Origin of the sequence: Chryseobacterium sp. S90, from assembly GCF_047444895.1 — a bacterium.
Taxonomy (GTDB): domain Bacteria; phylum Bacteroidota; class Bacteroidia; order Flavobacteriales; family Weeksellaceae; genus Chryseobacterium.
Window position 1 is genome coordinate 14,698 of record NZ_JBLGCX010000004.1, and the last position, 23,243, is coordinate 37,940.

Here is a 23,243-nt window from a genome sequence, read left to right on the forward strand (position 1 = left end):
ATGATGATTTCTGATCTTAAAGTTTATTTAACGCAATGCACGCAAAGTTTTTTAACGATGAAGTTTTATTTTTTCGTTCGCTAAGGCGTTAGTACTAAGCAGAGAAACAGAGACATTGCTGAATGAAATGCCGCTGCGGACGAAAATATGCATGAAGTTTTATGTTTTCTTTGCGAATCGTGGCGTTTAAATAAAGAAATTATTCTTTCAAATAGACAAGATGCCCTTCAAAATCATCATCAAGATTTTTCAGAACCTTGGCTTCCTTCATTTTTTTGATTAGTGCATCAACAAAAAAACTCTTTTCAAAAAACTGGCGGTGAATTCCGGGCAGAATTTCCATGAAATAATCCATTCCGATTTTGTTGTTATGGAGATCCATTTTGGTTTCCAAAGGTTCATTCGGGAATAGTTCTTCATGCATGTCTGTGATTCTTTTGCAAAAATCAAGTGCTTTTTTAGGAGAAGAAATTTTACAGCAGTACATCATGATGAAGCAGCACCATAGAGCATGTCTGAATGCATTTCCAATTCCATTCGTGGAAGCTGTCTTAGGAAATTTTTTCTGAGCTATAGTAAACGCTTTTACCGTGGCATGAAAGCTCAACAGGGCAAAAAGAGGATGGGGAAGGATAAGTGATAATAGACGTATAATCTTTTTAAAACTCATACTTCTGATGGTATTGAAAAATATCTTAAAAGTCCTCATAAATAAAAATCTCTCCCTAATTAGAGAGAGATTGTATTGTTTTTGTTACAGATACTATGCTTTTACAGCTAATAAATTAACTGTTTTTGCAACAGTATCCTGAATTTCAGTTCTTTTTACGATGAAATCTACAAATCCTTTTTCCTGTAAGAATTCTGATGTCTGGAATCCTTCCGGTAAGTCTCTACCGATTGTTTCACGGATTACTCTTGGTCCTGCGAAACCGATTAGTGCTCCCGGCTCTGCCATGATGATATCAGCAGTCATTGCGAAAGAAGCAGTAATTCCACCGAATGTAGGGTCGCAAAGATAAGCGATGTATAAAAGTCCTGCTTCAGAAAGCTGAGCCAACTTAGCCTGAACTTTTGCCAGCTGCATCAAAGAGTAAGTGGCTTCCTGCATTCTTGCACCTCCGGACTGACAGATAATCATATACGGAAGTTTGTGCTTGATACAGTAGTCTACTGCTCTTCTGATCTTTTCTCCCATTACAGAACCCAAAGATCCACCGATGAAAGCAAAATCCATACAAGAAACTACCATTTCAGTTCCTTTTACAGTTCCTACAGCATTTCTGATAGAATCAGTAAGCTTGGTCTTAGCTTTTACTTCTTTCAGACGGTCTTTATAGGGCTTTGTATCTTTGAAGTTTAAGATATCAATACTTTCAACATTGGCATCCAGTTCGGTAAATTTACCACCGTCAAAAAGGATGTCAAAAAATTCCGCACTTCCTATTCTTACATGAAATCCGTCTTCAGGAGAAACATAGTTATTTCTCTTTAGTTCATCATGTTCCACAACTTTTCCGGATGGAGTCTGATGCCAAAGGCCTTTGGGAACGTCCTTTTTTTCATCAGTAGAAGTGGTAATGTTTTTTGCTTTTCTTTTAAACCAGTCGAATGCCATTTTTGCTTGTATTAATGTATAAATGTAAAATGTACCAATGTAAATGCATTCCTATGAATACTTTTTACACCGGTACAAATGTACAGTTCTTATTTTAAAGTATCTACGTTATTTAAATCTTCAAATGCTTTCACCAATCTTGTAGAGAATGTTTCCTCACCTTTTCTTACCCAAACTCTTGGGTCATAGAATTTCTTGTTAGGTTTTTCTTCTCCTTCAGGGTTTCCGATTTGAGCTCTTAAATAGTCAATATTGTTTACCATATAATCTCTAACGCCTTCTGTATATGCAAACTGAAGGTCAGTATCGATATTCATTTTGATCACTCCGTAGTCGATAGCCTCTCTGATCTCCTCTAAAGTAGATCCTGAACCTCCGTGGAATACAAAGTTGATAGGTTTAGCAGCTGTTCCGAATTTCTCCTGAACATATTTCTGAGAATTGTCAAGGATCTTCGGTGTAAGAACTACGTTTCCTGGCTTGTAAACTCCGTGTACGTTACCGAAAGCAGCGGCAATGGTAAAGTTGTCAGAAATAGCTTTTAGTTTTTCATACGTGTAAGCTATATCTTCAGGCTGAGTATATAATTTAGAGTTATCAACATCTGAGTTGTCAACACCATCTTCTTCACCTCCTGTAACTCCGATTTCTACTTCAAGAGTCATCTGAAGCTTAGCCATTCTTTCGAAATATTGAGCTGAAATCTCAAGGTTTTCTTCCAAAGATTCTTCAGAAAGGTCTAACATGTGAGAAGAGTAAAGAGATTTTCCTGTCTGCTTGAAGAAATCTTCGTTAGCATCCATCAATCCGTCGATCCAAGGAAGTAATTTCTTTGCACAGTGGTCTGTGTGTAGAATTACTGTTGCTCCGTAAGCTTCTGCAAGCGTGTGGATATGTTTTGCACCAGCGATAGATCCTAAGATGGCAGCCTTTTGTCCGTCATTGTTTAATCCTTTCCCTGCGTTGAATGCAGCTCCACCATTTGAAAACTGAATAATTACAGGAGAGTTCAATTTCGCTGCAGTTTCCATCACAGCGTTTACGTTGCTTGATCCAATTACGTTTACTGCAGGTAATGCAAACTTGTTTTCTTTAGCATACTGAAAGATATCAGTAACTAACTGACCTGTGGCAACTCCTGCCGGAAAAATTCTGCTCATGTTTTACTTTTTATTATAAATTTATTAGGTGTTTTAATTTCGTGTAAAGGTAATCATTTTTAAGAAATCACTAATTTCTTTTATCTCTTCCCCAAAGTAGCTTCTGACGGATCGTCTCATAGAAACTCAAACTGTTGGGCTGTACCAGAAGAAGCTGGAATGCAGCCTTTTTGATGATAATTTCCTTATCGGTTTCTATATGGATGAGTCGGGAGTCCAGAGAAAGGGAATATTGAGGGACACGACTTTCCACCCTGAATTTTATTTCTACTTTGTCATTGACCACTAAAGGTCTCACATTCAGATTGTGAGGCGCAATTGGAGTGATGACGAAATTTTCGTTGTTGGGAGAAATGATGGGCCCGCCACAGCTCAAGGAGTAAGCGGTAGAACCTGTAGGAGTTGAAATGATAACACCATCACCCCAGAATACATTCAAAAATTCATTATTGATATAAGAATCTACTGTAATCATTGAGGTGGTTTCTTTTCTGGAAACGGTAACGTCGTTCAGGGCATAAGGGAAAGATCCTTCAAGCTTTGGAGAAACAACTTCAATTACCGATCGGCGGCTTGTTTTTACATTTCCTTTTAAGATGGAATCCAGTTCCTTAAAGGCTTCTTCTTTCGTGAAAAAAGCTAAAAATCCCAGTCTTCCGGTATTGACTCCTACAACAGGAATTTCAAGATCTTCAATGAATGTTAAAGAATTTACAATGGTTCCGTCTCCACCGAAAGTGAAAAACAAATCGACTTCCTTATCCAGAAGATCCTGCTTACAGTTGAAGGTTTCGAAAATTTTTGAGAACTGAAGTGCTTCAGCCATTTCATCGTACAGAACAGATTTTACATCTCTGGCTTCAAGTTCAGAGATAAACTTGCTTAAATATAAAAAAGTATCAAGATCTTTTTTCTGAGAATATATGGCTGCCTTCATGTTATATTTCTATGAATTTTTGTAAAAAACCAAATCGGTCTTTAAACAGATCGGATTTCTCATCAGAATAGTATTTTTCAACAATTCTGTAATCATACCGGTCAAAAGTTGAGTCTATCGAGGCCAGATTTTCATTGCTGATCTTTATGGTGATTTGGACCACTTCCTCAGACATAAAGCTTATAAACCCTCCATAAAACTTCGAGTTGTTGCTTTCTACGATATTGGTAATTTCCGTCATGGAATATTTTCTGGCAGGAGTTTCTACAGTAAGAATGGCACCTGTTTCTGAAAATAAAGGATAACGGGAAAGATCCTGGAAAACATCTTCACAAGTAATATACCCAAGATATTTTTCATTTTTATTAATCACTGGGATCACATTGCTGCTGAAGGTATAAAACAGACGGATACTATCCATAATATTGCTGTCCTCCAGGATGGCAAACCGCTCAATCTGATGCTCAAGGTCCTTCAAAGTCCCGCCATCTTCTTCATACAGAAAATCCATTGCAAGGGCTCCGTAGAAGTGGTGGGATTTTTTGATGAAAACATGAGAATATCCAAAATCTTCCAACATATTTCTGGCCGACTCTATGGAGTCAGACAGGCTAAAACATGGAAAGTCTTTTGAGATATAGTCCTTGATAAACATTGTGCTAATTTATAAAAAATTAAATGAAACTTTTTCTGAAAACCCTACTTTTTTTAAGCTGAAACAAAAAAAATGCCATCAAAATTTGATTGTAAAGAAAAATAAAGTACCTTTGTCGCCTTTCATTTTTACTTTTTATTAGATTTATTTCAAACTGCACTGTCTACTAAGGACATATGCAGTTTTTTTATTTTAATGCTTTAGCAAATTCCCACATCACAATTCCCGCGCACACACTTACATTAAGAGAATGCTTGGTTCCAAGCTGTGGAATTTCTAAAAATACATCAATATTTGGGAGCACATCATCACTGATTCCTTCCACTTCGTTTCCTAAGATCAAGGCATATTTTTTCGATCTGTCAATCGTAAAATCGGTAATAAGCTGGCTGCCGGTAGTCTGCTCAATTCCGATGATTTCGTATCCTTTGCTCTTCAGGTCAGAAATCGCTGTATTGGTTTCTGCTTCATGAGACCAGTCAACACTTTCTGTTGCTCCCAATGCCGCTTTATGAATCTCACGGTGGGGTGGCTGCGGTGTGATCCCGCAAAGGATTATTTTTTCAATTAAAAAGGCATCTGCCGTTCTGAAGGCTGCACCTACATTGTGCATACTTCTGATATTATCTAAAATGATGACCAACGGAATTTTTTCAACCTTCTTAAATGTTTCTACATCTATTCTGTTAAGTTCTTCCAGTTTTAGTTTCTGTACCAATTGTATTATTTTGTTGAGATTAATTTTCCGTCTTGATAGACCTCTGTTTTTTCTATGCTTCCGTCTTCACGGTAATGAACTCTGTTGCCGTTTCTCTTGTCGTTGGCAAGCTCAGTTTCACGTTGTAACTTTCCTGATGGATAAAATACTTTCCATTTTCCGGTCGCAAGGCCGTTGTTATACTGGCCGATGTCTTTCACTGATTTTCCATCTTCATGGAAGGTTTTGCTTTCTCCCTGTAATTTATTGAATTTATAATTCGAAACTTCAGTTATTTTACCGGCTGGAGAATAAAAAGTAGCCGTAAGACTGTTATCATAAACATTCTTTTCTCCGTTTCTGAAGGCCTCTTTAGAAGTAAGCACTCCGTTTTTATCAAAATAGGACCATTCTTTTATTTTGAATCCTTTCTTATATTCTCCTTTAGACTGTATTTTTCCGTTGTCATAATAAAAAACAGCATCTCCGTCCAGCTTTCCTTTTTCCCATTCTACCATGTTTTTTACCTGCCCGTTGTCATAGAATTCTTTGCAGGATCCCTCCTGTAATCCGTTTTTATATCCACATGGTTTCTGCGCCATCATCATGACAGAAGTGGAAAAAAACAATAGAAACATGTACTTCATAGCTATTTTTATTTCAAAAATAGTAAAATACTTATATTTGACTCAAAAATATACTATGAAAAAATTATTCACCTTATTCATATTAATATGGGGATTTATCTACCTGGAGGCACAAAACACCTATTATCCTCAAGCTTTTTTTGATAAAAAATTAGCCAGAGACATGCTGGGATTCGGGAATTCTACCATTGAAGGCGTTGCCTCCACTAAACAAAAAAACAATTGGGGCATCAAGCCATTGCTTGGAGAAAAACATTATGCACCCAAAGGAACTGTTATCATGCTTTTTCCTGTAACGCCTTATTTCGAGGAATTTTATGACATGAGAAGGAAGTATGAAAACAAAAAGACAACAGTGTATATGTCCGAAGAAGCTTTTAAATACAGAGTGGAAGCTTTAACGGATGATCACGGCAGGTTTAAATTCGAAAAACTGAAGCCTGGTAAGTATTATCTTGAAACGATCGTAAATTTTACAGCAACGGCAAGTTATCAGCAGCAGACAGGAACTTCAGATGCTTATAACGGGTATGGAGCTTATATGTATTCAACACCAATATACAGTACGTTTTTCTACGGATATTCTGCAGCCAACAGAGAAAGCAAGTTTGTAGAGATAAAACAGGACGGCGAACTCAAAGAAATCAAGCTTTAAAAGCTTGATTTTTTATTTTCTGATCATAATCTGATGCACATTCTTCTCAATATTCTGCGCTAAAGTTTCCATAGGAATATCATTTTCATCATTGTTGAAAGGATCTTCAATTTCTTCCGCAATCAGCTCAAGACTCATTAAAACATAATAGACGAAAACGGTAAGCGGAATCATGAAAAGACCAATAGTGATCACATACGCAATAGGCAGTGCAAAAACGTACAGGATAATAAATTTTTTGATGAAAGAAGAATATGAATAAGGGATCGGAGTGTTTTTGATTCTCTCACAGCCTCCGCAAACATCCAGAAATCCGGAAAGCTGAGTGTCTAAGTACAGCATTTCAACATCTGAAACCTTCCCTTCTTTTTTTAATTGGTTCAATTTATGGCTAAGCAGAATCACTATTTCGCTGGGACCATGATTTTTTAAAGAGCTTTCTATTTCAGAATAATCTTCATCCAACGCCAATCTTGTAGATTCTTTGGAAAGATGTTTGGCTAAAAAGTGAGGGAAATATTTTAAATATCTTGCAATCTGTTCAGCATCCTGACGGTTGTCACCAAGAATAGTATTGATTTTTACAGCAAAATTTCTCGTGTCATTGACCAATTTTCCCCAAAGTTTTCGGCCTTCCCACCATCTGTCATAAGCTGTATTGGTTCTGAAAACCAATAAAAGCGAAAGTACAAAACCTAACAGAGAGTGAATCATTCCCACATTACTGATTCCTGATTTTGAAGTAAGGTGCAGATATTCCACTTCCAGATACTGAATTCCCCAGGAATAAAGTCCTATAAGAACCATGCTTGGAAAAAGAATCTTCAGTGTATCACTTTTGTGTAAACTGAAAAGGATTTTAAGGAAATGTTTGGTATTGTAGACTCTCATAAATTCACTTGTTACCACAAATATAAATTTTTCATCTGAGCTCTGCTAATAAAGCAAGGAAGTCTGAAGCTGGAAGAGGGACGTTATTGAAGCCGAAGAAGGGGACTAGGTTTTTCATAAAAAGATTTTTATGGAGCAATATATAGATGTTTGCAGACAACAAATCTTAACTTCCATCACTTTTAATCTTAATTTTCTCAGGTTTCAAAAAAACACTATTTTTATTTCGCATTAAATACAAAATACATGATCCTCGAAAACGTAGATATTGTAAATGATATCAGTAAAGAAGATTTTCAGAAAAATTATTTTAAAAAGCAAAAACCTCTTTTAATCAAGAATTTTGCCAGCAGATGGGATGCTTTTGACAAATGGAATCTGGCTTACATCCGGGAAAAGGCGGGAGATCAGGAAGTTCCGTTGTATGATAATAAGCCCGCAGATGCTGCCAAAAGTTCTGACGCTCCGGTAGCCCAAATGAAAATGAAGGAGTATATTGATACCATAAAAAGTAAGCCTTCGGATCTTCGTATCTTTTTCTATATCATTACAGACAGACTTCCTGAGCTGCTGAAAAACTTTACTTATCCGGATCTGGGTATAAAATTCTTTAAAAGATTACCAACGTTATTCTTCGGGGGCAGTGAAGCTCATGTTTTAATGCATTATGATGTGGATTTGGGCGATTTTATGCATATCCATTTTGAAGGAAAGAAAAGAATCCTGTTATTTGACCAGAAACAGTCTCCATTTTTATATAAAGTTCCTTTGTCTGTTCATACTGTTTACGAGGTCGACTACGAGAATCCGGATTACGAAAAATTTCCAGCACTGAAATATGCTAAAGGATACGAAATTTTTATGGAGCATGGCGATGCTCTCTTTATTCCAGGAGCTTTCTGGCACTTCAACCGATATCTGGAACCAGGTTTTTCTCTTTCACTGAGAGCCCTTCCCAATAAACCCAATGTTTTTGCCAGTATGCTGTATCATGTCTTCATTATGAGGTACACGGATAAACTTATGCGAAAACTTTTCAAAGCCAAATGGGTAGATTACAAACAGAAATGGGCCTACAAGAAAAGTTCAGATGCTTTGGAAAAACATCTTAGACCTGAAAGATAAAAATTACCATTTAGATAATTTTAACGCAAGGACGCAAGTTTTGGTTGATTGCTGATAAAAGTTCGCAAGGGTGTTTCACTCAGCGAAGACATGTCGCCAATTGCTAAGTGAAACACCCTTGCGGACCGAAATAAGAAGAGCCAGTATCAATTGGTTTTGCATTTTAGCGTTAGATTTTGGATTTATTTATTAATCAGCCCGAAGATGGTTGCGTCTACGAATTTCCCTTTTTCAAAAAAATAATCTTTCAACGTTCCTTCTTTGCTGAAGTTTAAAGAAGTTAACAGCCTTTCGGAAGAAATATTGGAAGGATCTATGAAAGCATCCACACGGTGAAGCCTCATGGTTTCAAATCCGAAAGTCAGGATGGGAAGAATAGCTTCTTTCATATAAGACTGCTGCCAGAATTTTGGATTGAGCTCATAGCCGATTTCAGCTCTGAAATGTTCTCTGTACCAGTTGTGATAACCACAGGTGCCGATCACTTTCTTTTCAGATTTCAGTTCCAGTGCCCATCGGAATCCTTTCCCTTTTTCAAACTCATTGTTAAAATGTTGAATAATGTGCCGGGAGTCCTCTTCTGTTTTGAAGGTTTCCAGATCATAATATTCCATGACTTCATCCAGAGAAAAATACTCGAACAGGTCTTGGGTATCATTGAAAGTGAGCTGACGTAAAATAAGCCTTTCAGTCTCTAAAACAGGAAATTCCATGAATGATGTGATTTGATGGGTGAAAAGTACGATTAATTACTGATAAAGAAAAGTATAGAAGATTAACCCCTAAACAATTCTCTTACCCTGAATTTATTTTTCTAAATTTGGGGCTCATTTTTTACTATGGCAAAAGCAGCGAAGAAAGAAACCCCATTAATGACACAGTACAATACCATCAAGGCGAAATATCCTGATGCGCTATTATTATTCAGGGTTGGGGATTTTTATGAAACTTTTGGACAGGATGCTGTCAGAACTTCTCAGATTCTGGGTATTGTGCTTACCAAAAGAGCTAATGGTGAAGGGCATATAGAGCTTGCCGGATTTCCACACCACTCTGTAGATTCTTATCTTCCAAAATTGGTAAGGGCAGGTATGAGAGTAGCGATCTGTGATCAGCTGGAAGATCCTAAAATGGTGAAGGGTATTGTGAAACGGGGTGTTACTGAGTTGGTTACGCCTGGGGTTACCTTTAACGACCAGGTTTTAAATTCAAAAAAGAACAATTTCCTGCTTTCTTTACACAAAGAAAAAGAGAAATATGGAATCGCTTTAGTGGATATATCTACAGGAGAGTTTCTGGTAAGTGAAGGAAATCTGGAAAAGTTGCTGCACATTGTCAATACTTTTGATCCCAGTGAGATTATTTACCAGAGAAGTATACAGATTCCGGAGCAGATTAAAAACAGAAGTGCCTTTAAACTGGAAGATTGGGCTTTCCAATATAATTTTGCCTACGAAAAATTAACGAATCACTTCAAAACCAATTCATTAAAAGGGTTTGGTGTAGAAAACCTTCCGCTGGCCATTACGGCAGCAGGAGCTATTTTTGCGTATCTGGTAGAAGATACCCATCATAATCTGCTGGCCCATATTACAAAGCTTCAGATCATTCCACAGGAAGATTATCTGTTGATGGATAATTTTACCCTGAGAAACCTTGAAATTGTTTATCCAAGCAATCCACAGGGAAAATCTCTGCTGGATATCATTGATAAAACTTCTACTCCGATGGGAGGAAGGCTTTTGAGAAGAAGAATCATTCTTCCCTTAAAATCAGTGGACGAGATTATGAGAAGACTTTCTCTGATTGATTTCCTAAACGAAAATGATCATCTGAAATATGAGATCTGCCAGCTTCTGAAATCGATTTCTGACCTTGACCGATTAATGGGAAAACTGGCGGCAGAAAAAATTTCACCTAAAGAACTGGGTTATCTTCGCCAAAGTTTAATTAATATCCATAAAATCAAAGCATTATTGCATGCTCATGCGGATGTGCTGGCGTGGCTGGAACCATTGTTTGATCTTGAAGAATTGATTAAGTTTCTGCAGAATCATCTTAATGAAGAACTTCCGGTAAGCATTGCCAAAGGAAATATCATTAAAGAAGGTGTTTCTGAAGAGCTTGACAGATTGAGAAATCTACAGAATAAAGGACGTGGATTCCTGGATGAAATGTGCCAGCGGGAAATTGAAAGAACAGGTATTACAAGCCTTAAAATTGATTTTAATAACGTTTTTGGGTATTATATTGAAGTCCGAAATACACATAAAGATAAAGTTCCGGATGATTGGGTAAGAAAGCAGACTTTGGTGAATGCTGAAAGATATATTACCGAAGAATTAAAGGAATACGAAAGTCAGATCCTTGGTGCCGAAGAAAAAATAGGCGTTCTGGAAAATTCGCTGTACAGAAACTTATGTGCGGAAACGATGGTTTATATTGACCAGATCCAGGGAAACTCCAATATCATTGCCCAGCTTGATGTGGCTGCAGGATTGTCTGAACTGGCTGTTGCTGAAAGTTATACAAGACCTGTTTTGAATGATGGGTTTGCTATTGATTTAAAAGAAGCCAGACACCCGATTATTGAGAATGCACTTCCGCTGGGTGAAAAGTATATTCCGAATGATATCTTCCTGGATAAAGATTCCCAGCAGATTATTATGGTGACAGGACCGAACATGGCTGGTAAATCCGCCATTCTGCGTCAGACGGCTATTGTATGCCTGTTGGCTCAGATCGGAAGTTTTGTGCCTGCAAAACACGCTGAGATCGGGATGTTGGATAAAATCTTTACAAGGGTAGGAGCTACAGATAATATCTCTGCAGGTGAATCAACTTTCATGGTAGAAATGAACGAGGCAGCGAATATTTTGAACAATATTTCAGAGCGTAGCCTTATTTTGCTGGACGAAATTGGTCGTGGAACATCCACTTATGACGGGGTTTCTATTGCATGGGCAATTGCAGAATACCTTCATCAGCATCCTACACAATCCAAGACTTTGTTTGCTACGCATTATCATGAACTGAATGAAATGACTGTCAATTTTGAAAGGGTGAAAAACTTCCACGTTTCTATCCAGGAAAATAAAGGAAACATCATTTTCCTGAGAAAACTGGTTCCTGGTGGAAGTGAGCATAGTTTCGGTATTCATGTGGCAAAACTGGCGGGAATGCCTGCGAAAGTGGTTAACAGAGCAAATGAAATTCTTAAAACCCTTGAAGCGAGCAGAACTCAGGGAACCGGAGGTACTTCTGAGAGTATCAAAAGAGTGACAGAGGAAAATATGCAGCTCTCTTTCTTTCAGCTGGATGATCCTGTTCTGGAAAATATCCGTGAAGAACTGACGAAAATAGATATCAATACATTGACCCCGATTGAAGCTTTAATGAAGCTGAATTCAATAAAAAAAATGATTGGAGGGTAATCCAATCATTTTTTTTAATAATGTTAAAAGTTTGATTAGCAGCAATAGCCGTCTTTACCTCTTGGGCCGATAATAAGGAAGTGACTTACTCCTCTTAGTTTACATAGACCTTCTGCGCAGGCTGCTGCACTTCCGTTGATTTCTTTAAGCTCAGCTTTGGTGAGTCTTCTTGTGTTGAGGTTTGAATTTTTCATATTTTCCCTGTTTACATGGTATAAACTTGGTTAACAGCAAAATCCATCCTGCATCCCGGGAACTCCGGAGCGCTCTTCTCCGGTGTGGGGATCTGTACAGCTTATCACTCTTGGACAGATAGGTCTGTTGGCTCCTCCGCTGATCTCTTTAAGCTCACTCTTACTAAGCTTTCTTTTTTGATTCTTTGAATTTTTCATAATAATTTTAATTTGGTAAAAGCTAATTTACACTTTATTTTTATTGATTCAAAATATTGTTATTCAAATTGTTAAGTTGTATTTTTTATAATGCCTTTCTTTCCCTTGAGGAAGCATTGTTCAATAAAAAAGATTGAGGGGCTGCCTCAATCCTTTTTTATTTATCTAATAAGTTTGCTGATATTAGCAGCAGTACCCATTCTTGTCGCCAGCGCCAAGCTGCCATTCTTCAAATTCTCCCATACGGCAGAATCCATCAAAGCATAATCTTCCGCTTCCTTTAATATCTTTCAATTCACTTTTTGTCAATTTTCTTTTTTGAACGTTTGATTTTTTCATGATAATTTAGTTTGATTAGTTTTTAGTAATAATGTTTGATTAACAGCAGAAACCATCTTTTCCTACAAGACCTGGAGTCATTTCACCGGAGTCAGGCATCATGCAGAACCCTCGCAGGCATCGTGGAGGAAGTGCTCCACCATTAATTTCTTTTAATTCGCTTTTGGTAAGCTTTCTCTTTTGAGTGTTTGAATTTTCATGGTATTTTTAGTTTTGATTCTGAGCTAATTTACATTTTATTTTTATTAATTCAACAGTTGGTGAAAGAATATTGTGCAATAAATAGAATTCTTAACAAATTTTAACAAGTTGATTCTCATTGAGAAAGAATGCATTTATTAATTTTGAATATGAAGAATTTAATAAAGATACTAGCTGTATTTATATTTTGTACGGTTTTTAAAGCTCAGCAGACCGAAGTTTCTGTGATAAAATATGACGATCTGGAAAAGCGGATCCAGCAGGAAAAAGATAAATTATTGGTTGTCAACTTTTGGTCAACCACCTGTGGCCCATGTGTAAAAGAACTTCCTCATTTTATGGAAGTGAATGCTGAGTTTAGGAATAATCAGAAATTTAAAATGATTTTGGTTTCACTGGACAGGCTGGCAGATAAAGAAAGAGTATTGAAATTCATTAAAAATAAAAATCTTACTGCTGAAGTTCTTCTGTTGGATGACATCAAAAGAATGAATACCTGGATTCCAAAGTTTGAAAAAGAATGGGATGGAAATATTCCAGTAACGCTGTTCTATAAAAATGGGGTGAAGTTTCACTTCAATGACGGTGAAATGAGCAAGGAAGACCTTGAAAAAACAATTAAAGAAAATCTACAATAAATAATCGATTATGAAAAACCTGAAAATTTTAATGACCGCATTCATCGTTGGACTCGGATTGCTGAGCTTTACGACGACTGATCATGATAGAAACAAAACCCAGAAAGAGAATATTTCTGCAAAAGGCTATGAAGTAGGAGATGAAGCCGCTGATTTTAAACTTAAAAATATAGATGGGAAAATGGTTTCCCTAAGTGATTTTAAAAACGCTAAGGGCTTCATTGTAGTATTTACCTGCAACCATTGTCCTTACGCCAAGAAATACGAAGACAGGATTATTGAGCTGGATAAAAAATATAAATCTCAGGGATATCCCGTCATTGCAATCAATCCAAATGATCCTAATGTACAGCCGGAAGACGGCTATCAGCAGATGATTGAAAGAGCAAAGCAGAAAGGATTTACTTTCCCATATCTGGTAGATGAAGGGCAGAAAATTTATCCGCAGTATGGGGCTACGAAGACACCTCACGTGTTTGTACTGAAGAAAGAAAACGGGAAGAATATCGTGAAATACATTGGTGCTATCGACAATAATTACGATAACCCCAATGATGTATCCGAATATTATGCTCAGGATGCCGTAAATGCTCTGATAAAAGGTGAACCGGTGAAAATGACAAAAACGGTAGCTATCGGATGTACAATTAAAGTAAAGAAATAATATATTTGCTCTTAAAAATAAAATCGGTGTTCCTTGAATACCGATTTTTTATGCCTAATTCCCTTTTGAAATGAAATTACAATTCAGCCTGAAATATCTCCTTCTGACTCTGTTTATTTTTCTTGTAGAAGTATTGATTGCTACCAAACTGAGCCATATTTTCTTCATAAGAGCTTATCTGGGGGATGTTATTGTGGTGATGCTTCTGTATACTTTTGTGAAAAGTTTTGTAAAAGTAAATGACCAGAAATTGATTCTGGGAATTCTGATTTTTTCATTTCTGGTAGAGTTTGCCCAGTATTTCAATATTGCAGAAAAACTAGGCTTCCGTCCTGGAAGCCTGATGTATATTGTTATCGGAAATTCTTTCTCCTGGATTGATAATCTTTGCTATGCTGTAGGCTGTCTGTTGCTCTATTTTTTCGTAAAGATGACAAAAAGTGAAAACTTAACCTCAACTCCTAATCCCTAACGCCTGCAACCTGGCACCTATTACTTATCTTCCAAAACTGTCATACTTATCCTCTGCATACTTGGTAAAGCGGTTCAATAAAGCAACATTTTCCTTTTCCATAGTAGAAAGATCATTGTCTACATTGCTGGAAACAGGAATGTACCAGTCTGTTTGTTCAAAGAAATTTCTGTAGGTTTCTTTTTTGAAAGAATAGCCATGTCTTGCAAATACAGAATTTTTGATGATCTCAAGATCAAGTTTTCTTAAGTTTTTAAGATCCTTTTCCGTCAGTTTCTGCTTAGAGGCATTCAGTTTGAAAATTGCTTCTGAAGCGATACGGTTTTTAGATGTTTTATAGCTTTCTGTCTTTCCTGTTTCTTCATCCGTGTACTTTTCTGTAAACTCCTTAGGATTGGACCAGTCTACCAGATCAGAATCTTTATTCAACATAAAATTAGGGTTGTAAACAAACTCTTTTTTAGTCAGTTTAAGTGTTTTTGAAGGGGCTTTAACACTTGTTTTATCAAAGGCGTTCCACTTTCCGGTTAGGCTGTCTCCTTTCAGTTTTACTTCAAATCTCCCGTCTGTTTTATCATTGCCGGGTTCATCCAGTATAAAAGAGGTTGAAGTCTCATTGAAAACTCCTCTGAATGGGCGCTGATTGCCATTCACAATACTTTGTCCGTAAACGCTGTCTTTGGTAATTCTGTTGATCTTTAAAGAAATTCTTTTGTAATTATCGACATCATATTCCGAGCCATCTGTCTCGTCAACTATCTTTTCCATCCCGGCAAACTCACCGGTATAAATTCCGTAGTATTCTTTGTGAACTTCAGGAATAACTACAGAATCTTTCTTTGCGGTCAGGGAATCTTTCCCTGATTCATTGGCTTTTCCTTCTTTTTTACAGCTTGCCAAAGAAACTGCCAATAAAGAAATCAATGTGTAATTTACAATTTTCATATATGTTTTTTTGTGATTAAATATTCAATAATAAGGATATTGGGAATCCAGCCCAGCCATGCAATGATCTGATACACATCCATAGGATTGGGATGAAATAAATATACAATAATTACTTTCCACATTCTGAGGGTAATTGCAGACAGTGTAAAAGCAAAACTGCGCCACATCCATTGCTTGTGTTCTTTAAACTTTTTGTGTCTCGCCAGCTGATATGCTTTAAAAGTTGAAAACCACCATAAAAAGCCTAAAATGACAAACGACACCTTTGATAAAATACCTCCGTTGGCAAAGATTCCCATATAAATTCCTGATGGCGCCGCAAAAATCAGAATGAGAAAAATATACACTTTCCCCATATTCCGGTGGAAGTTTTTTAATCCAAAATTCCGTCTGAGAATGGCCAGAAACCCTGAAAGAAGAACAAAAATGCTTATATAAACGTGAGTATAGAAAAATGTAAGGTATTCAGGCCTTTCTACTACTTCCGTTTGCTTAATCATCAGGAAACTGACTTCAGGATTAAAAGGAATATATTCTAAGGTGATTTTCAGCATCAGCCAAAAGAAATACCCGAATCCTAAAACTAAAAGGATTTTAAAGAAAGAAGAAATATTTCTTTTGACTGACAGCATCCCGATTATTCAAAATTAATAATGAAAGGAAGATTAAACCAAATCATTACGGTATTCCCCTTATATTCTCCAGGTTTCCATTGGGTTTTCATAGATTTCATCACTCTTTCTACTTCATGATTAAGGGATTCATTGTCTCCGGTTACGATAATTGTTTCAATATAACCTTTAGCATTGACAGAAAATTTTGCTTGTGAACGTGTTCTTCCTTTGGCTCCTTTTATTCGGTTCGTATTTATTTTTTGAGATACCTCCCGCATAAATGCCGAAAGCCCACCGGGATATTCCGCCTGCTTACTTTGTTCAGGAATAAACTTATCTCTGGAATGATCTTCTGTGGGAGATGTTTTGGTTTCCTGCGTTTGTGAGAGGGCGAACCCAAACCCAAGACACAAAATGAATGCTAGTGTTTTTTTCATGGTTAATATTATCGTATTCAGGTTATTTATTTTCAAAGAAATCAATCACTAACTCATTGAATAACTCCGGTTTTTCTTCGGGAACATAATGATTTGCATTTGGGATAATAGCTAATTGTCCTTTTGGGATAGATTCTGCGATTTTTACTGTATGTTCTGTTTTTATAAGATCATTATCACCGGCAATGATCAATGATGGACACTGAATTTTATTCAGGTCTTCATACTTCCATTGAGGATACTTCAAATCCAGATTGAGAAGATCAATAAAGATATCATTTTTATGGTCTTTATTCTCTTGAGTAAGGTTCACGAGCATTGCCTTCATGGATTTTAAATCATTATCTTTGACTCCTTCCGGAAAAATATTGGCTCCTGAACAGGCAATTTTGTCTACCATTTCGGGGTATTTCATTGCCATAGACAGCGCGAGAATTCCTCCGTCACTCCAGCCAAGAATTTTTGTTTTTTTGATGTTCAGCTTCTCTAAAAACTGCTTAAGATCCTCTGTCTGAATATCAAAAGTAAGTTCTTTCGTTTTGTCATACGTAGATCTTCCCCGTTCACGGCAATCGACAATGATCACTTTATATTTTTTAGCAAATGTATCTTTTTGGTTCATAAAGGCACTGATGGATTGGCCATTGCCATGAAGCATAAGAACCGGCTCACCTTCTCCAAAGATTTCATAGTATAATTTGATACCATTAACATCCATAAATTTTCCCTCCGGCATTGCTCCGATAATACCACGACCTTTGATCAACAAAGATTTGTTGCCACTGAATGGTTTGTAATCTGAAGTTGCAATGGTAAAATGTTTTACGTGCTTTATTTTCTGAGAACGGATTCCTTCAAACCACCCATTTGAAGATGCAATCTCTTTTTCAAAACCTGAGTTTTCCAGTGGAATTTCAGTCCATTTTTTTGACTTTCCATCATTGACTTCCAACTTAAAATCGTCAAAATAAAAATCCCCGTTGCTTTGTGCAAAAGCTCCGATATTCATGGTCTTCGCAGATGGATTGATGGTTCCTTTTATTTCGTAGGTTTTCCATTCATGGGTTACCTGGATTCCATAATATTGATTTTCAAAGAAACTGGTAGACTCATCTTTATTATCTATTCTGCACCATAACCCACAATTGGAACCATTATCCTCATTATCTTTTCTGATTTTTGCCGTTATACGGAAGTTCCAGTTAGGTTTATTCTCTATATTGACAGCCTGTGTAAGTGAAGTCCAGTCAGAAATAATTGTTTTTTCCTGACTGTATCCTAAAAAGAACCAGAATAAAAGAAAGAAGGCGAAATTTTTTTTCATGTGTTTAGTTTTTAGTAAAAGTAATATTTTTTATAAGCTGTTGAGATCCTGTGCAATCAGCCATCCCTCACTCCAGCATGCCTGGAAATTGAAACCTCCGGTCACGGCGTCAATATTCAAAACTTCTCCGGCGATATAGAAATTAGGGAGGAGTTTTGAAGACATGTTTTTGAAGTTAATTTCCTTTAAATCAACACCTCCAGCTGTCACAAATTCATCTTTAAAAGTTGATTTTCCGGTCACCTGGAACTTCTTTTTGCAAAGATTTTCTAATATTTTCTGCATTTCTTTTCCGGAAATATTAGCCACCTGTTTGTTGAGGTCAACTTTTGAAATATCTAAAATTTTCTGCCAGAACCTGTTGGTAATATCAAAGATCTTAGACTGCCCGATGGTCTTTTTAGGATTACTTTGTTTAAAATTATGGAAGGATTCCTCCGCTTCGTCCATTTCTATGGAGATAAAATTAACTTCAATTTCAAAGTTATATTTAAGTTTTGCCAGACTTATGGCTTCCCATGCAGAAATTTTCAGAACAGCAGGCCCGGAAAGTCCCCAATGCGTAATAAGTAAAGGTCCGCTTTCTTCAGTTTTGAGTTTAGGAATAGAAATTCCTGCATTTTCAAAGCTTGTTCCCGGAAGATCTTTCAGCAATTCATCTTTAATATTGAAAGTAAAAAGAGAGGGGACAAGGTCTACAATCTTATGTCCCAGATTTTCAACCATTTTCAAAGATTTTGGAGAGCTTCCGGTGGTATATACGATATAATCCGCCTCAAAATCCCCTGAATTGGTTTTTACGATATATTTTTCACTCTGTTTTTCAATCTCTTTTACCGTACATTTTGTTTTTATAGAAACATTTTTCTTTTGCGCTTCGTTCAGAAAAGTATTGATGATCGTCTGAGAAGAATTACTTTCAGGGAAAGTTCTGTTATCATTTTCAATTTTCAACGGAACATTACGCTGGTCAAACCACTCCATCGTATCTCCAGGCTGAAATTTACTGAAAACACTTAGTAGTTCCTTGTTTCCACGAGGATAAAACTGAACAAGTTCTCTTGGATCAAAACATGCGTGAGTCACATTGCAGCGTCCGCCTCCGGAAATTTTAACCTTCTGAAGGACATCAGAGTTCTGTTCTAAAATCGTAATTGTATATTTCTTTTCGTCAAGATTGGATACACAGAAAAAGCCTGCAGCACCGCCTCCGATAATAATGATCTGTTTCATGTATATGTAATCCTATGCGGAAGATTATTTTTTCAAAAGTACAATTTTTATAAACCATCTTATTTGAGTATTTTTGAAGATTATTATTTTATAATACCCAAAAACGATTTTCAAATGATTTTCTACCATAAATTTGAAGTGCGATGGAGCGATCTTGATGCCAACAAGCACTTAGCCAATTCATCATATGTACAATATTGTGCGCAAGCCAGAATGGCTTTTATGACTAAAGAAAAAATGGGGGTTACCCAGCTGAGCAGATGGGGAATTGGTCCTGTGATCCTGCATGAAAGATATTCTTTCTTCAAAGAAATCTACGCAGATCAGATTGTAATTGTAAGTGTGGAAATAGACGGATGTGCAGAAGATTCTTCTATCTACCGTTTCGTACACAAATTCTATACACCGGATGGCATGCACTGCGCCACTGCAGAGGCTACAGGAGTATGGATTGATATGATGCTTAGAAAAATGACGACTCCACCAGATGATGTAGTGGAAGCAATGAATAAATATAAAAGCCCGGAAACGGTTATATTATCGAAAGAAGATTTCAAAAAATTTCCTTTCCACCCACATAATATCGACCCGGCAGAAATTAATATATAAATGATGAATGATGGTTGATCAATGATATACGATGAAAATCTGTGTTCTTGATAATCAACTTTCATTTATCAATGATCACTTATAAACAGAAATTATGTTTGAAGATAAATCACAGGAGCTGACGCCCATTTCAAAACTAGGAGAATTCGGTCTTATTAAGCATTTGACAGAGCATTTTCCGTTATCCAATGAATCTTCGGAACTTGGGGTAGGAGATGATGCAGCAGTTATCAATCCTGATAACAAAAAAGTAGTTCTTACAACAGACGTACTGGCTGAAGGAGTACACTTCAATCTGGGGTATGTGCCGTTGAAGCACTTAGGATATAAAGCTGTCGTGGTAAACCTTAGTGATATTGCAGCAATGAATGCAACGCCTACGCAGATCTTGGTTTCCCTTGCGGTTTCCAACCGTTTTCCGGTAGAAGCTTTAGAAGAAATCTATTCCGGAATTCAGGCTGCCTGCGGAAGATACAAAATTGATCTGATTGGAGGAGATACCACAAGCTCCAATTCAGGGCTGGTAATGAGTATTACCGCTGTAGGAATTGAAAATGAAGAAAATATCGTAAAAAGGAGTGGTGCAAAACCTAATGATCTTCTTGTGGTAACCGGAGATTTGGGTGGTGCTTACATGGGGTTACAGATTCTGGAAAGAGAGCATGCTGTATATCTTGCAGATCCAAATATGCAGCCGGAAATGGAAGGCTACGATTATATCCTGGAAAGACAATTGAAGCCTGAAGCAAGAACAGACGTGAAGGCAATTCTTGAAGAACTGGATATAAAACCAACTTCTATGATTGACATTTCAGATGGCCTGGCTTCAGAAATCCTTCACCTTTCAGATCAGTCAAAAGTAGGCTTCAGATTGTATGAAGAAAAAGTACCATTGGATAATCTTACGATTTCTACCGCTGATGAAATGAATTTGAATCCGGTAATGACTGCTTTAAGCGGTGGTGAAGATTATGAACTTCTGTTCACGATTTCGCCGGATGATTTTGATAAAATTAAAAATCACCCGGATTTTACTATTATAGGACATGCCGTAGAAAAAGAAGAAGGAAACTTTATGGTAGCAAGAGGATCTAACCAGTTGGTAGCATTAACTGCTCAAGGTTGGGATGCCTTTTTAAACCAATAAAACCGAAAAATTATATTTAATTTTAAATATTGTAAGAAAACCGCAGCACTTTTTTTGCTGTGGTTTTTGTTTATCACTGATTATTTTGCAATAAAGTAATGTTTACGCCAGAAAAAGAAATCCCGGTTCACCATCTCACTTCTGAAGAATTTCAGATGAGCACTTTGAGTGCAGCTGGCCCTGAGAATTTTCATGATGTTCACCGGCATAATTTTTTTGAAATCATCTGGTTCAGGAGCGTGTATGAAAACAGCCGTTTAGAACTGGATTTTGAAAGCTATCAACTTGAGAATAATCAGATCTGTATCATTGCACCGGGACAGGCATTCAACATGAAACTGGAAGGAGAAGAGGGATATGCAATGGCCATAAGCAGGGAAATTTTTAATGAAGCCTGTGATATAGAATCGGTACTTACAGGAGGTGAGCTTCCCTTTTTTTTAAATCCGAAGAATGAAAAAACCTGCAGTACACTCATATCACTGATTGAGCAGGAATATAAAGCTGCATCAAGGACGGAACTCTTAAAGACATATCTGAAAGCATTCTGTATCATCATCGGAGAGCAAATTCATCCTCAGGAACCTTTATTGAATGACCGTCAACGCATTCAGGAACTGGTGGGGCTTATTGAGAGGCATTATATAGTGCACAGAGAAACAGGTTTCTACGCTGGTCAATTAAAGATAAGTACACACCACCTTAATGATATTGTGCGCCTTTTGAGAGGAACAACAGTCAAAAAAATGATTTCCCAGCGTCTTATCCTGGAAGCCAAAAGAGAACTTAGCTTTGGAGCTCTTACGGTGAAGGAAATTGCTTTTAAACTCGGTTTTAATGATGCTTCATATTTTTCAAGGTTTTTCAAGAAACATACTAACCAAAATCCTGACAGCTTTAAGAATAATGAAAAAAGATAATCCTCAATATTTACTATAATGATTGGCTTAAATTAATATTTTTCATTTATTTTTTTATTTAAATCTTCAGTTTGTCCTATACTTCCTTCAGTTCTTTTATTGAAATATGACGCTTTTTAAAGCAACTTTGCAGCTGAAAAACCGCCTGTGAAGGCTTATATTATTTATGAAGAAGAATTTGAATATTGTAGTGTTTATTTTGGCACTGCTCAACACCTTGGAGTCGCTAAGTATAGATCTTTATCTTCCCGCTTTCCCAAGTATGGCTAAAATCTTTAATACCGATATCGGCCATATCCAGATATCCATTTCGGTGTTCTTTGCCGGATTTGCTTTCGGACAATTATTATGGGGACCTTTATCAGACAAAAAAGGAAGAAAACCCATGTTGTATTGCGGGCTTTTACTTTTTATTATAGGTGCTACGGCCATCTATTTTACCTCAGATATTTATGTGTTATGGGCAATGCGTTTCTTGCAGGCGTTCGGAGGAAGTGCGGGCATTGTAATTGGCAGAGCGATCATTATTGATCTTTACGATAAACAAAAATCGGTAACCATCTTTTCCCAGCAGTCTCAGATCAGTGGTATCGCTCCCATTGTGGCTCCGTTACTGGGAAGTGTTTTCCTTAAATTCTGGGGTTGGAACAGTTCTTTTGCCTTTTTATGTATCATGGGACTGATTACTTTTTTCATGGTATACAAATATGTACCGGAAACCAATAGTAGAATCAATCTTCCTGACGAAGAACTGATGAATGAAAAAGGATTAAAAGATCAGCTGAAAATGATCATTTCCAACAAAGATTTTATCAACAGTACGATGGTGGGAAGTATTGCGTTTGCATCCCTTATTATTTACATTTCAAATGCACCGTTTCTATTCATGGAGATCCATGGGTTTTCAAGCAGTACATTTAGTTTTATATTTGCTTTTAATTCCCTGGCCTTGATAACGGCGGCTTATATTACCCCAAAACTGATCAAAAGAATAAGTAATTCAGCACTGCTATTTACAGCTACTATTGTATTATTCGTGGTATGTTCCCTTCATATTCTGATTGCTGCTGAAAATGTTTCTGTAGCCCTGGAAATTGCAATGCTTTATCTGTCGTTACTGGCTATCGGTATTTTATTTCCTATCACGTCAGCTCATGCACTTTCTCCATTTAAAGAAGGAAGAGGAACAGCAGCGGCTTTACTTGGATTCATGCAGCTGATGGTTACCTTCTTAATTTCAGGACTGATAGGCCTTTTAGAAGCAGACTCTATCATCCCGATGGTGGTAACGCGTTCCGCAATGGCATTAATCGCGGTTGGGTTTGGGTACCGTATTTTTAAAGCTCAAAAAGTAACAGCTTAAATACCTGTTTTCATATACACAGAATAGTATACTGAAAAATTAATCCTCTTATTTGATCCTGTTGTCATACGATCCGGACACTTAATCAAGTAATTTTTGTGAAAAATAACCAAAGGGTTCTCT

General features: G+C 36.9%; 27 protein-coding genes. 10 read left to right on the forward strand and 17 right to left on the reverse strand.

Annotated elements, in window-relative coordinates; translation table 11 throughout:
• Positions 1 to 199 precede the first annotated feature (199 nt).
• The 7 genes from ACLMCG_RS12135 to ACLMCG_RS12165 form a co-directional block, all read right to left on the reverse strand.
• Entirely contained in the window at positions 200 to 709 is a 510-nt protein-coding gene (locus ACLMCG_RS12135; RefSeq protein ID WP_413959740.1) for a DUF6973 domain-containing protein, read from the reverse strand.
• Between the two features lie 54 nt (positions 710 to 763).
• The gene (gene accD, locus ACLMCG_RS12140; RefSeq protein ID WP_047095043.1) at positions 764 to 1,618 is read right to left on the reverse strand and encodes an acetyl-CoA carboxylase, carboxyltransferase subunit beta; all 855 of its coding nucleotides are present in this window, start codon (positions 1,616 to 1,618) and stop codon (positions 764 to 766) included.
• A gap of 89 nt (positions 1,619 to 1,707) precedes the next feature.
• The gene (gene fbaA, locus ACLMCG_RS12145; RefSeq protein ID WP_105682972.1) at positions 1,708 to 2,778 is read right to left on the reverse strand and encodes a class II fructose-bisphosphate aldolase; all 1,071 of its coding nucleotides are present in this window, start codon (positions 2,776 to 2,778) and stop codon (positions 1,708 to 1,710) included.
• 70 nt (positions 2,779 to 2,848) lie between these two features.
• Positions 2,849 to 3,715 carry an NAD kinase gene (locus tag ACLMCG_RS12150; RefSeq protein ID WP_223598230.1) on the reverse strand — a complete coding sequence of 289 codons (867 nt, stop codon included), beginning with the start codon at positions 3,713 to 3,715 and terminating at the stop codon, positions 2,849 to 2,851.
• 1 nt (position 3,716) lies between these two features.
• A complete protein-coding gene (locus ACLMCG_RS12155) occupies positions 3,717 to 4,370 on the reverse strand; it encodes a CBS domain-containing protein (RefSeq protein WP_047375984.1) in 654 nt (217 codons plus the stop codon).
• 187 nt (positions 4,371 to 4,557) lie between these two features.
• Positions 4,558 to 5,088: an RNA methyltransferase gene (locus ACLMCG_RS12160; RefSeq protein WP_223598231.1), complete on the reverse strand. Its 531-nt coding sequence runs from the start codon at positions 5,086 to 5,088 to the stop codon at positions 4,558 to 4,560.
• A 5-nt stretch (positions 5,089 to 5,093) separates the two neighbouring features.
• Positions 5,094 to 5,714 (reverse strand): toxin-antitoxin system YwqK family antitoxin, encoded by a 621-nt coding sequence (locus tag ACLMCG_RS12165; protein ID WP_413959741.1) that lies wholly within the window; start codon positions 5,712 to 5,714, stop codon positions 5,094 to 5,096.
• Between the two features lie 55 nt (positions 5,715 to 5,769).
• Here ACLMCG_RS12165 and ACLMCG_RS12170 point away from each other — a divergent pair, with 55 nt between their 5' ends.
• Positions 5,770 to 6,369, forward strand: a complete 600-nt coding sequence (locus ACLMCG_RS12170) for a hypothetical protein (protein ID WP_223598233.1) — start codon at positions 5,770 to 5,772, stop codon at positions 6,367 to 6,369.
• Between the two features lie 12 nt (positions 6,370 to 6,381).
• Here the strand turns inward: ACLMCG_RS12170 and ACLMCG_RS12175 are convergent, their stop codons facing one another.
• Positions 6,382 to 7,278 carry a bestrophin family protein gene (locus ACLMCG_RS12175; protein ID WP_413959742.1) on the reverse strand — a complete coding sequence of 299 codons (897 nt, stop codon included), beginning with the start codon at positions 7,276 to 7,278 and terminating at the stop codon, positions 6,382 to 6,384.
• Positions 7,279 to 7,506: 228 nt separating this feature from the next.
• On the opposite strand from ACLMCG_RS12175, the gene ACLMCG_RS12180 reads away from it, so the two are divergent.
• Entirely contained in the window at positions 7,507 to 8,385 is an 879-nt protein-coding gene (locus ACLMCG_RS12180; RefSeq protein WP_413959743.1) for a cupin-like domain-containing protein, read from the forward strand.
• A gap of 182 nt (positions 8,386 to 8,567) precedes the next feature.
• Here ACLMCG_RS12180 and ACLMCG_RS12185 read toward each other — a convergent pair whose 3' ends face one another.
• Positions 8,568 to 9,098: a GNAT family N-acetyltransferase gene (locus ACLMCG_RS12185; RefSeq protein WP_413959744.1), complete on the reverse strand. Its 531-nt coding sequence runs from the start codon at positions 9,096 to 9,098 to the stop codon at positions 8,568 to 8,570.
• A 126-nt stretch (positions 9,099 to 9,224) separates the two neighbouring features.
• Here ACLMCG_RS12185 and mutS point away from each other — a divergent pair, with 126 nt between their 5' ends.
• On the forward strand, positions 9,225 to 11,819 hold the full coding sequence (mutS, locus tag ACLMCG_RS12190; protein WP_413959745.1) for a DNA mismatch repair protein MutS: 2,595 nt from the start codon (positions 9,225 to 9,227) through the stop codon (positions 11,817 to 11,819).
• Positions 11,820 to 11,854: 35 nt separating this feature from the next.
• On the opposite strand, the gene ACLMCG_RS12195 is transcribed toward mutS, so the two are convergent.
• The 3 genes from ACLMCG_RS12195 to ACLMCG_RS12205 all read right to left on the reverse strand — a co-directional run bounded on the left by ACLMCG_RS12195 (position 11,855) and on the right by ACLMCG_RS12205 (position 12,550).
• On the reverse strand, positions 11,855 to 12,013 hold the full coding sequence (locus tag ACLMCG_RS12195) for a hypothetical protein (RefSeq protein WP_413959746.1): 159 nt from the start codon (positions 12,011 to 12,013) through the stop codon (positions 11,855 to 11,857).
• A 30-nt stretch (positions 12,014 to 12,043) separates the two neighbouring features.
• Positions 12,044 to 12,211 carry a hypothetical protein gene (locus ACLMCG_RS12200; protein WP_413959747.1) on the reverse strand — a complete coding sequence of 56 codons (168 nt, stop codon included), beginning with the start codon at positions 12,209 to 12,211 and terminating at the stop codon, positions 12,044 to 12,046.
• A gap of 183 nt (positions 12,212 to 12,394) precedes the next feature.
• On the reverse strand, positions 12,395 to 12,550 hold the full coding sequence (locus ACLMCG_RS12205) for a hypothetical protein (RefSeq protein ID WP_223598240.1): 156 nt from the start codon (positions 12,548 to 12,550) through the stop codon (positions 12,395 to 12,397).
• A gap of 350 nt (positions 12,551 to 12,900) precedes the next feature.
• Here ACLMCG_RS12205 and ACLMCG_RS12210 point away from each other — a divergent pair, with 350 nt between their 5' ends.
• From ACLMCG_RS12210 to ACLMCG_RS12220, 3 genes are all read left to right on the forward strand, one after another.
• A complete protein-coding gene (locus ACLMCG_RS12210; protein ID WP_413959748.1) occupies positions 12,901 to 13,389 on the forward strand; it encodes a TlpA family protein disulfide reductase in 489 nt (162 codons plus the stop codon).
• Between the two features lie 10 nt (positions 13,390 to 13,399).
• The gene (locus ACLMCG_RS12215) at positions 13,400 to 14,053 is read left to right on the forward strand and encodes a thioredoxin family protein (protein WP_413959749.1); all 654 of its coding nucleotides are present in this window, start codon (positions 13,400 to 13,402) and stop codon (positions 14,051 to 14,053) included.
• Between the two features lie 70 nt (positions 14,054 to 14,123).
• A complete protein-coding gene (locus ACLMCG_RS12220; protein ID WP_413959750.1) occupies positions 14,124 to 14,525 on the forward strand; it encodes a DUF2809 domain-containing protein in 402 nt (133 codons plus the stop codon).
• A 24-nt stretch (positions 14,526 to 14,549) separates the two neighbouring features.
• Here the strand turns inward: ACLMCG_RS12220 and ACLMCG_RS12225 are convergent, their stop codons facing one another.
• Genes ACLMCG_RS12225 through ACLMCG_RS12245 form a run of 5 tightly spaced genes read right to left on the reverse strand, consistent with a single transcriptional unit; the run spans position 14,550 to position 19,081 of the window.
• The gene (locus tag ACLMCG_RS12225; RefSeq protein WP_413959751.1) at positions 14,550 to 15,470 is read right to left on the reverse strand and encodes a YARHG domain-containing protein; all 921 of its coding nucleotides are present in this window, start codon (positions 15,468 to 15,470) and stop codon (positions 14,550 to 14,552) included.
• On the reverse strand, positions 15,467 to 16,105 hold the full coding sequence (locus tag ACLMCG_RS12230) for a DUF2306 domain-containing protein (protein WP_413959752.1): 639 nt from the start codon (positions 16,103 to 16,105) through the stop codon (positions 15,467 to 15,469). The genes ACLMCG_RS12225 and ACLMCG_RS12230 overlap by 4 nt, the downstream gene beginning before the upstream one ends.
• 5 nt (positions 16,106 to 16,110) lie before the next feature.
• A complete protein-coding gene (locus tag ACLMCG_RS12235) occupies positions 16,111 to 16,524 on the reverse strand; it encodes a hypothetical protein (protein ID WP_413959753.1) in 414 nt (137 codons plus the stop codon).
• Between the two features lie 22 nt (positions 16,525 to 16,546).
• Positions 16,547 to 17,848 carry an alpha/beta fold hydrolase gene (locus tag ACLMCG_RS12240; protein WP_413959754.1) on the reverse strand — a complete coding sequence of 434 codons (1,302 nt, stop codon included), beginning with the start codon at positions 17,846 to 17,848 and terminating at the stop codon, positions 16,547 to 16,549.
• Between the two features lie 30 nt (positions 17,849 to 17,878).
• On the reverse strand, positions 17,879 to 19,081 hold the full coding sequence (locus tag ACLMCG_RS12245; RefSeq protein WP_413959755.1) for an NAD(P)/FAD-dependent oxidoreductase: 1,203 nt from the start codon (positions 19,079 to 19,081) through the stop codon (positions 17,879 to 17,881).
• 114 nt (positions 19,082 to 19,195) lie between these two features.
• Between ACLMCG_RS12245 and ACLMCG_RS12250 the strand changes: the two genes are divergently transcribed.
• From ACLMCG_RS12250 to ACLMCG_RS12265, 4 genes are all read left to right on the forward strand, one after another.
• A complete protein-coding gene (locus ACLMCG_RS12250) occupies positions 19,196 to 19,690 on the forward strand; it encodes an acyl-CoA thioesterase (protein WP_413959756.1) in 495 nt (164 codons plus the stop codon).
• Between the two features lie 94 nt (positions 19,691 to 19,784).
• Complete coding sequence (gene thiL / locus ACLMCG_RS12255; RefSeq protein WP_413959757.1) at positions 19,785 to 20,837, forward strand: thiamine-phosphate kinase; 1,053 nt, start codon at positions 19,785 to 19,787, stop codon at positions 20,835 to 20,837.
• A gap of 98 nt (positions 20,838 to 20,935) precedes the next feature.
• Positions 20,936 to 21,757: a helix-turn-helix domain-containing protein gene (locus ACLMCG_RS12260; protein ID WP_413959758.1), complete on the forward strand. Its 822-nt coding sequence runs from the start codon at positions 20,936 to 20,938 to the stop codon at positions 21,755 to 21,757.
• A gap of 166 nt (positions 21,758 to 21,923) precedes the next feature.
• Positions 21,924 to 23,120, forward strand: coding sequence for a multidrug effflux MFS transporter (locus ACLMCG_RS12265; RefSeq protein WP_413959759.1), 1,197 nt, complete (start codon positions 21,924 to 21,926; stop codon positions 23,118 to 23,120).
• The last annotated feature ends 123 nt before the right edge of the window (positions 23,121 to 23,243 follow it).

What these genes read in the sequence shown, in the direction of transcription:
- accD (WP_047095043.1), bottom strand. Translation starts at nt 1,618, where the DNA reads ATGGCATTCGACTGGTTTAAAAGAAAAGCAAAAAACATTACCACTTCT.
- thiL (WP_413959757.1), top strand. Translation starts at nt 19,785, where the DNA reads ATGTTTGAAGATAAATCACAGGAGCTGACGCCCATTTCAAAACTAGGA.
- ACLMCG_RS12220 (WP_413959750.1), top strand. Translation starts at nt 14,124, where the DNA reads ATGAAATTACAATTCAGCCTGAAATATCTCCTTCTGACTCTGTTTATT.
- ACLMCG_RS12265 (WP_413959759.1), top strand. Translation starts at nt 21,924, where the DNA reads ATGAAGAAGAATTTGAATATTGTAGTGTTTATTTTGGCACTGCTCAAC.
- ACLMCG_RS12235 (WP_413959753.1), bottom strand. Translation starts at nt 16,524, where the DNA reads ATGAAAAAAACACTAGCATTCATTTTGTGTCTTGGGTTTGGGTTCGCC.
- ACLMCG_RS12155 (WP_047375984.1), bottom strand. Translation starts at nt 4,370, where the DNA reads ATGTTTATCAAGGACTATATCTCAAAAGACTTTCCATGTTTTAGCCTG.
- ACLMCG_RS12230 (WP_413959752.1), bottom strand. Translation starts at nt 16,105, where the DNA reads ATGCTGTCAGTCAAAAGAAATATTTCTTCTTTCTTTAAAATCCTTTTA.
- ACLMCG_RS12195 (WP_413959746.1), bottom strand. Translation starts at nt 12,013, where the DNA reads ATGAAAAATTCAAACCTCAACACAAGAAGACTCACCAAAGCTGAGCTT.
- ACLMCG_RS12180 (WP_413959743.1), top strand. Translation starts at nt 7,507, where the DNA reads ATGATCCTCGAAAACGTAGATATTGTAAATGATATCAGTAAAGAAGAT.
- ACLMCG_RS12170 (WP_223598233.1), top strand. Translation starts at nt 5,770, where the DNA reads ATGAAAAAATTATTCACCTTATTCATATTAATATGGGGATTTATCTAC.
- ACLMCG_RS12260 (WP_413959758.1), top strand. Translation starts at nt 20,936, where the DNA reads ATGTTTACGCCAGAAAAAGAAATCCCGGTTCACCATCTCACTTCTGAA.
- ACLMCG_RS12225 (WP_413959751.1), bottom strand. Translation starts at nt 15,470, where the DNA reads ATGAAAATTGTAAATTACACATTGATTTCTTTATTGGCAGTTTCTTTG.
- mutS (WP_413959745.1), top strand. Translation starts at nt 9,225, where the DNA reads ATGGCAAAAGCAGCGAAGAAAGAAACCCCATTAATGACACAGTACAAT.
- ACLMCG_RS12150 (WP_223598230.1), bottom strand. Translation starts at nt 3,715, where the DNA reads ATGAAGGCAGCCATATATTCTCAGAAAAAAGATCTTGATACTTTTTTA.
- ACLMCG_RS12135 (WP_413959740.1), bottom strand. Translation starts at nt 709, where the DNA reads ATGAGGACTTTTAAGATATTTTTCAATACCATCAGAAGTATGAGTTTT.
- fbaA (WP_105682972.1), bottom strand. Translation starts at nt 2,778, where the DNA reads ATGAGCAGAATTTTTCCGGCAGGAGTTGCCACAGGTCAGTTAGTTACT.
- ACLMCG_RS12200 (WP_413959747.1), bottom strand. Translation starts at nt 12,211, where the DNA reads ATGAAAAATTCAAAGAATCAAAAAAGAAAGCTTAGTAAGAGTGAGCTT.
- ACLMCG_RS12165 (WP_413959741.1), bottom strand. Translation starts at nt 5,714, where the DNA reads ATGAAGTACATGTTTCTATTGTTTTTTTCCACTTCTGTCATGATGATG.
- ACLMCG_RS12185 (WP_413959744.1), bottom strand. Translation starts at nt 9,098, where the DNA reads ATGGAATTTCCTGTTTTAGAGACTGAAAGGCTTATTTTACGTCAGCTC.
- ACLMCG_RS12205 (WP_223598240.1), bottom strand. Translation starts at nt 12,550, where the DNA reads ATGAAAAAATCAAACGTTCAAAAAAGAAAATTGACAAAAAGTGAATTG.
- ACLMCG_RS12245 (WP_413959755.1), bottom strand. Translation starts at nt 19,081, where the DNA reads ATGAAACAGATCATTATTATCGGAGGCGGTGCTGCAGGCTTTTTCTGT.
- ACLMCG_RS12210 (WP_413959748.1), top strand. Translation starts at nt 12,901, where the DNA reads ATGAAGAATTTAATAAAGATACTAGCTGTATTTATATTTTGTACGGTT.
- ACLMCG_RS12250 (WP_413959756.1), top strand. Translation starts at nt 19,196, where the DNA reads ATGATTTTCTACCATAAATTTGAAGTGCGATGGAGCGATCTTGATGCC.
- ACLMCG_RS12215 (WP_413959749.1), top strand. Translation starts at nt 13,400, where the DNA reads ATGAAAAACCTGAAAATTTTAATGACCGCATTCATCGTTGGACTCGGA.
- ACLMCG_RS12240 (WP_413959754.1), bottom strand. Translation starts at nt 17,848, where the DNA reads ATGAAAAAAAATTTCGCCTTCTTTCTTTTATTCTGGTTCTTTTTAGGA.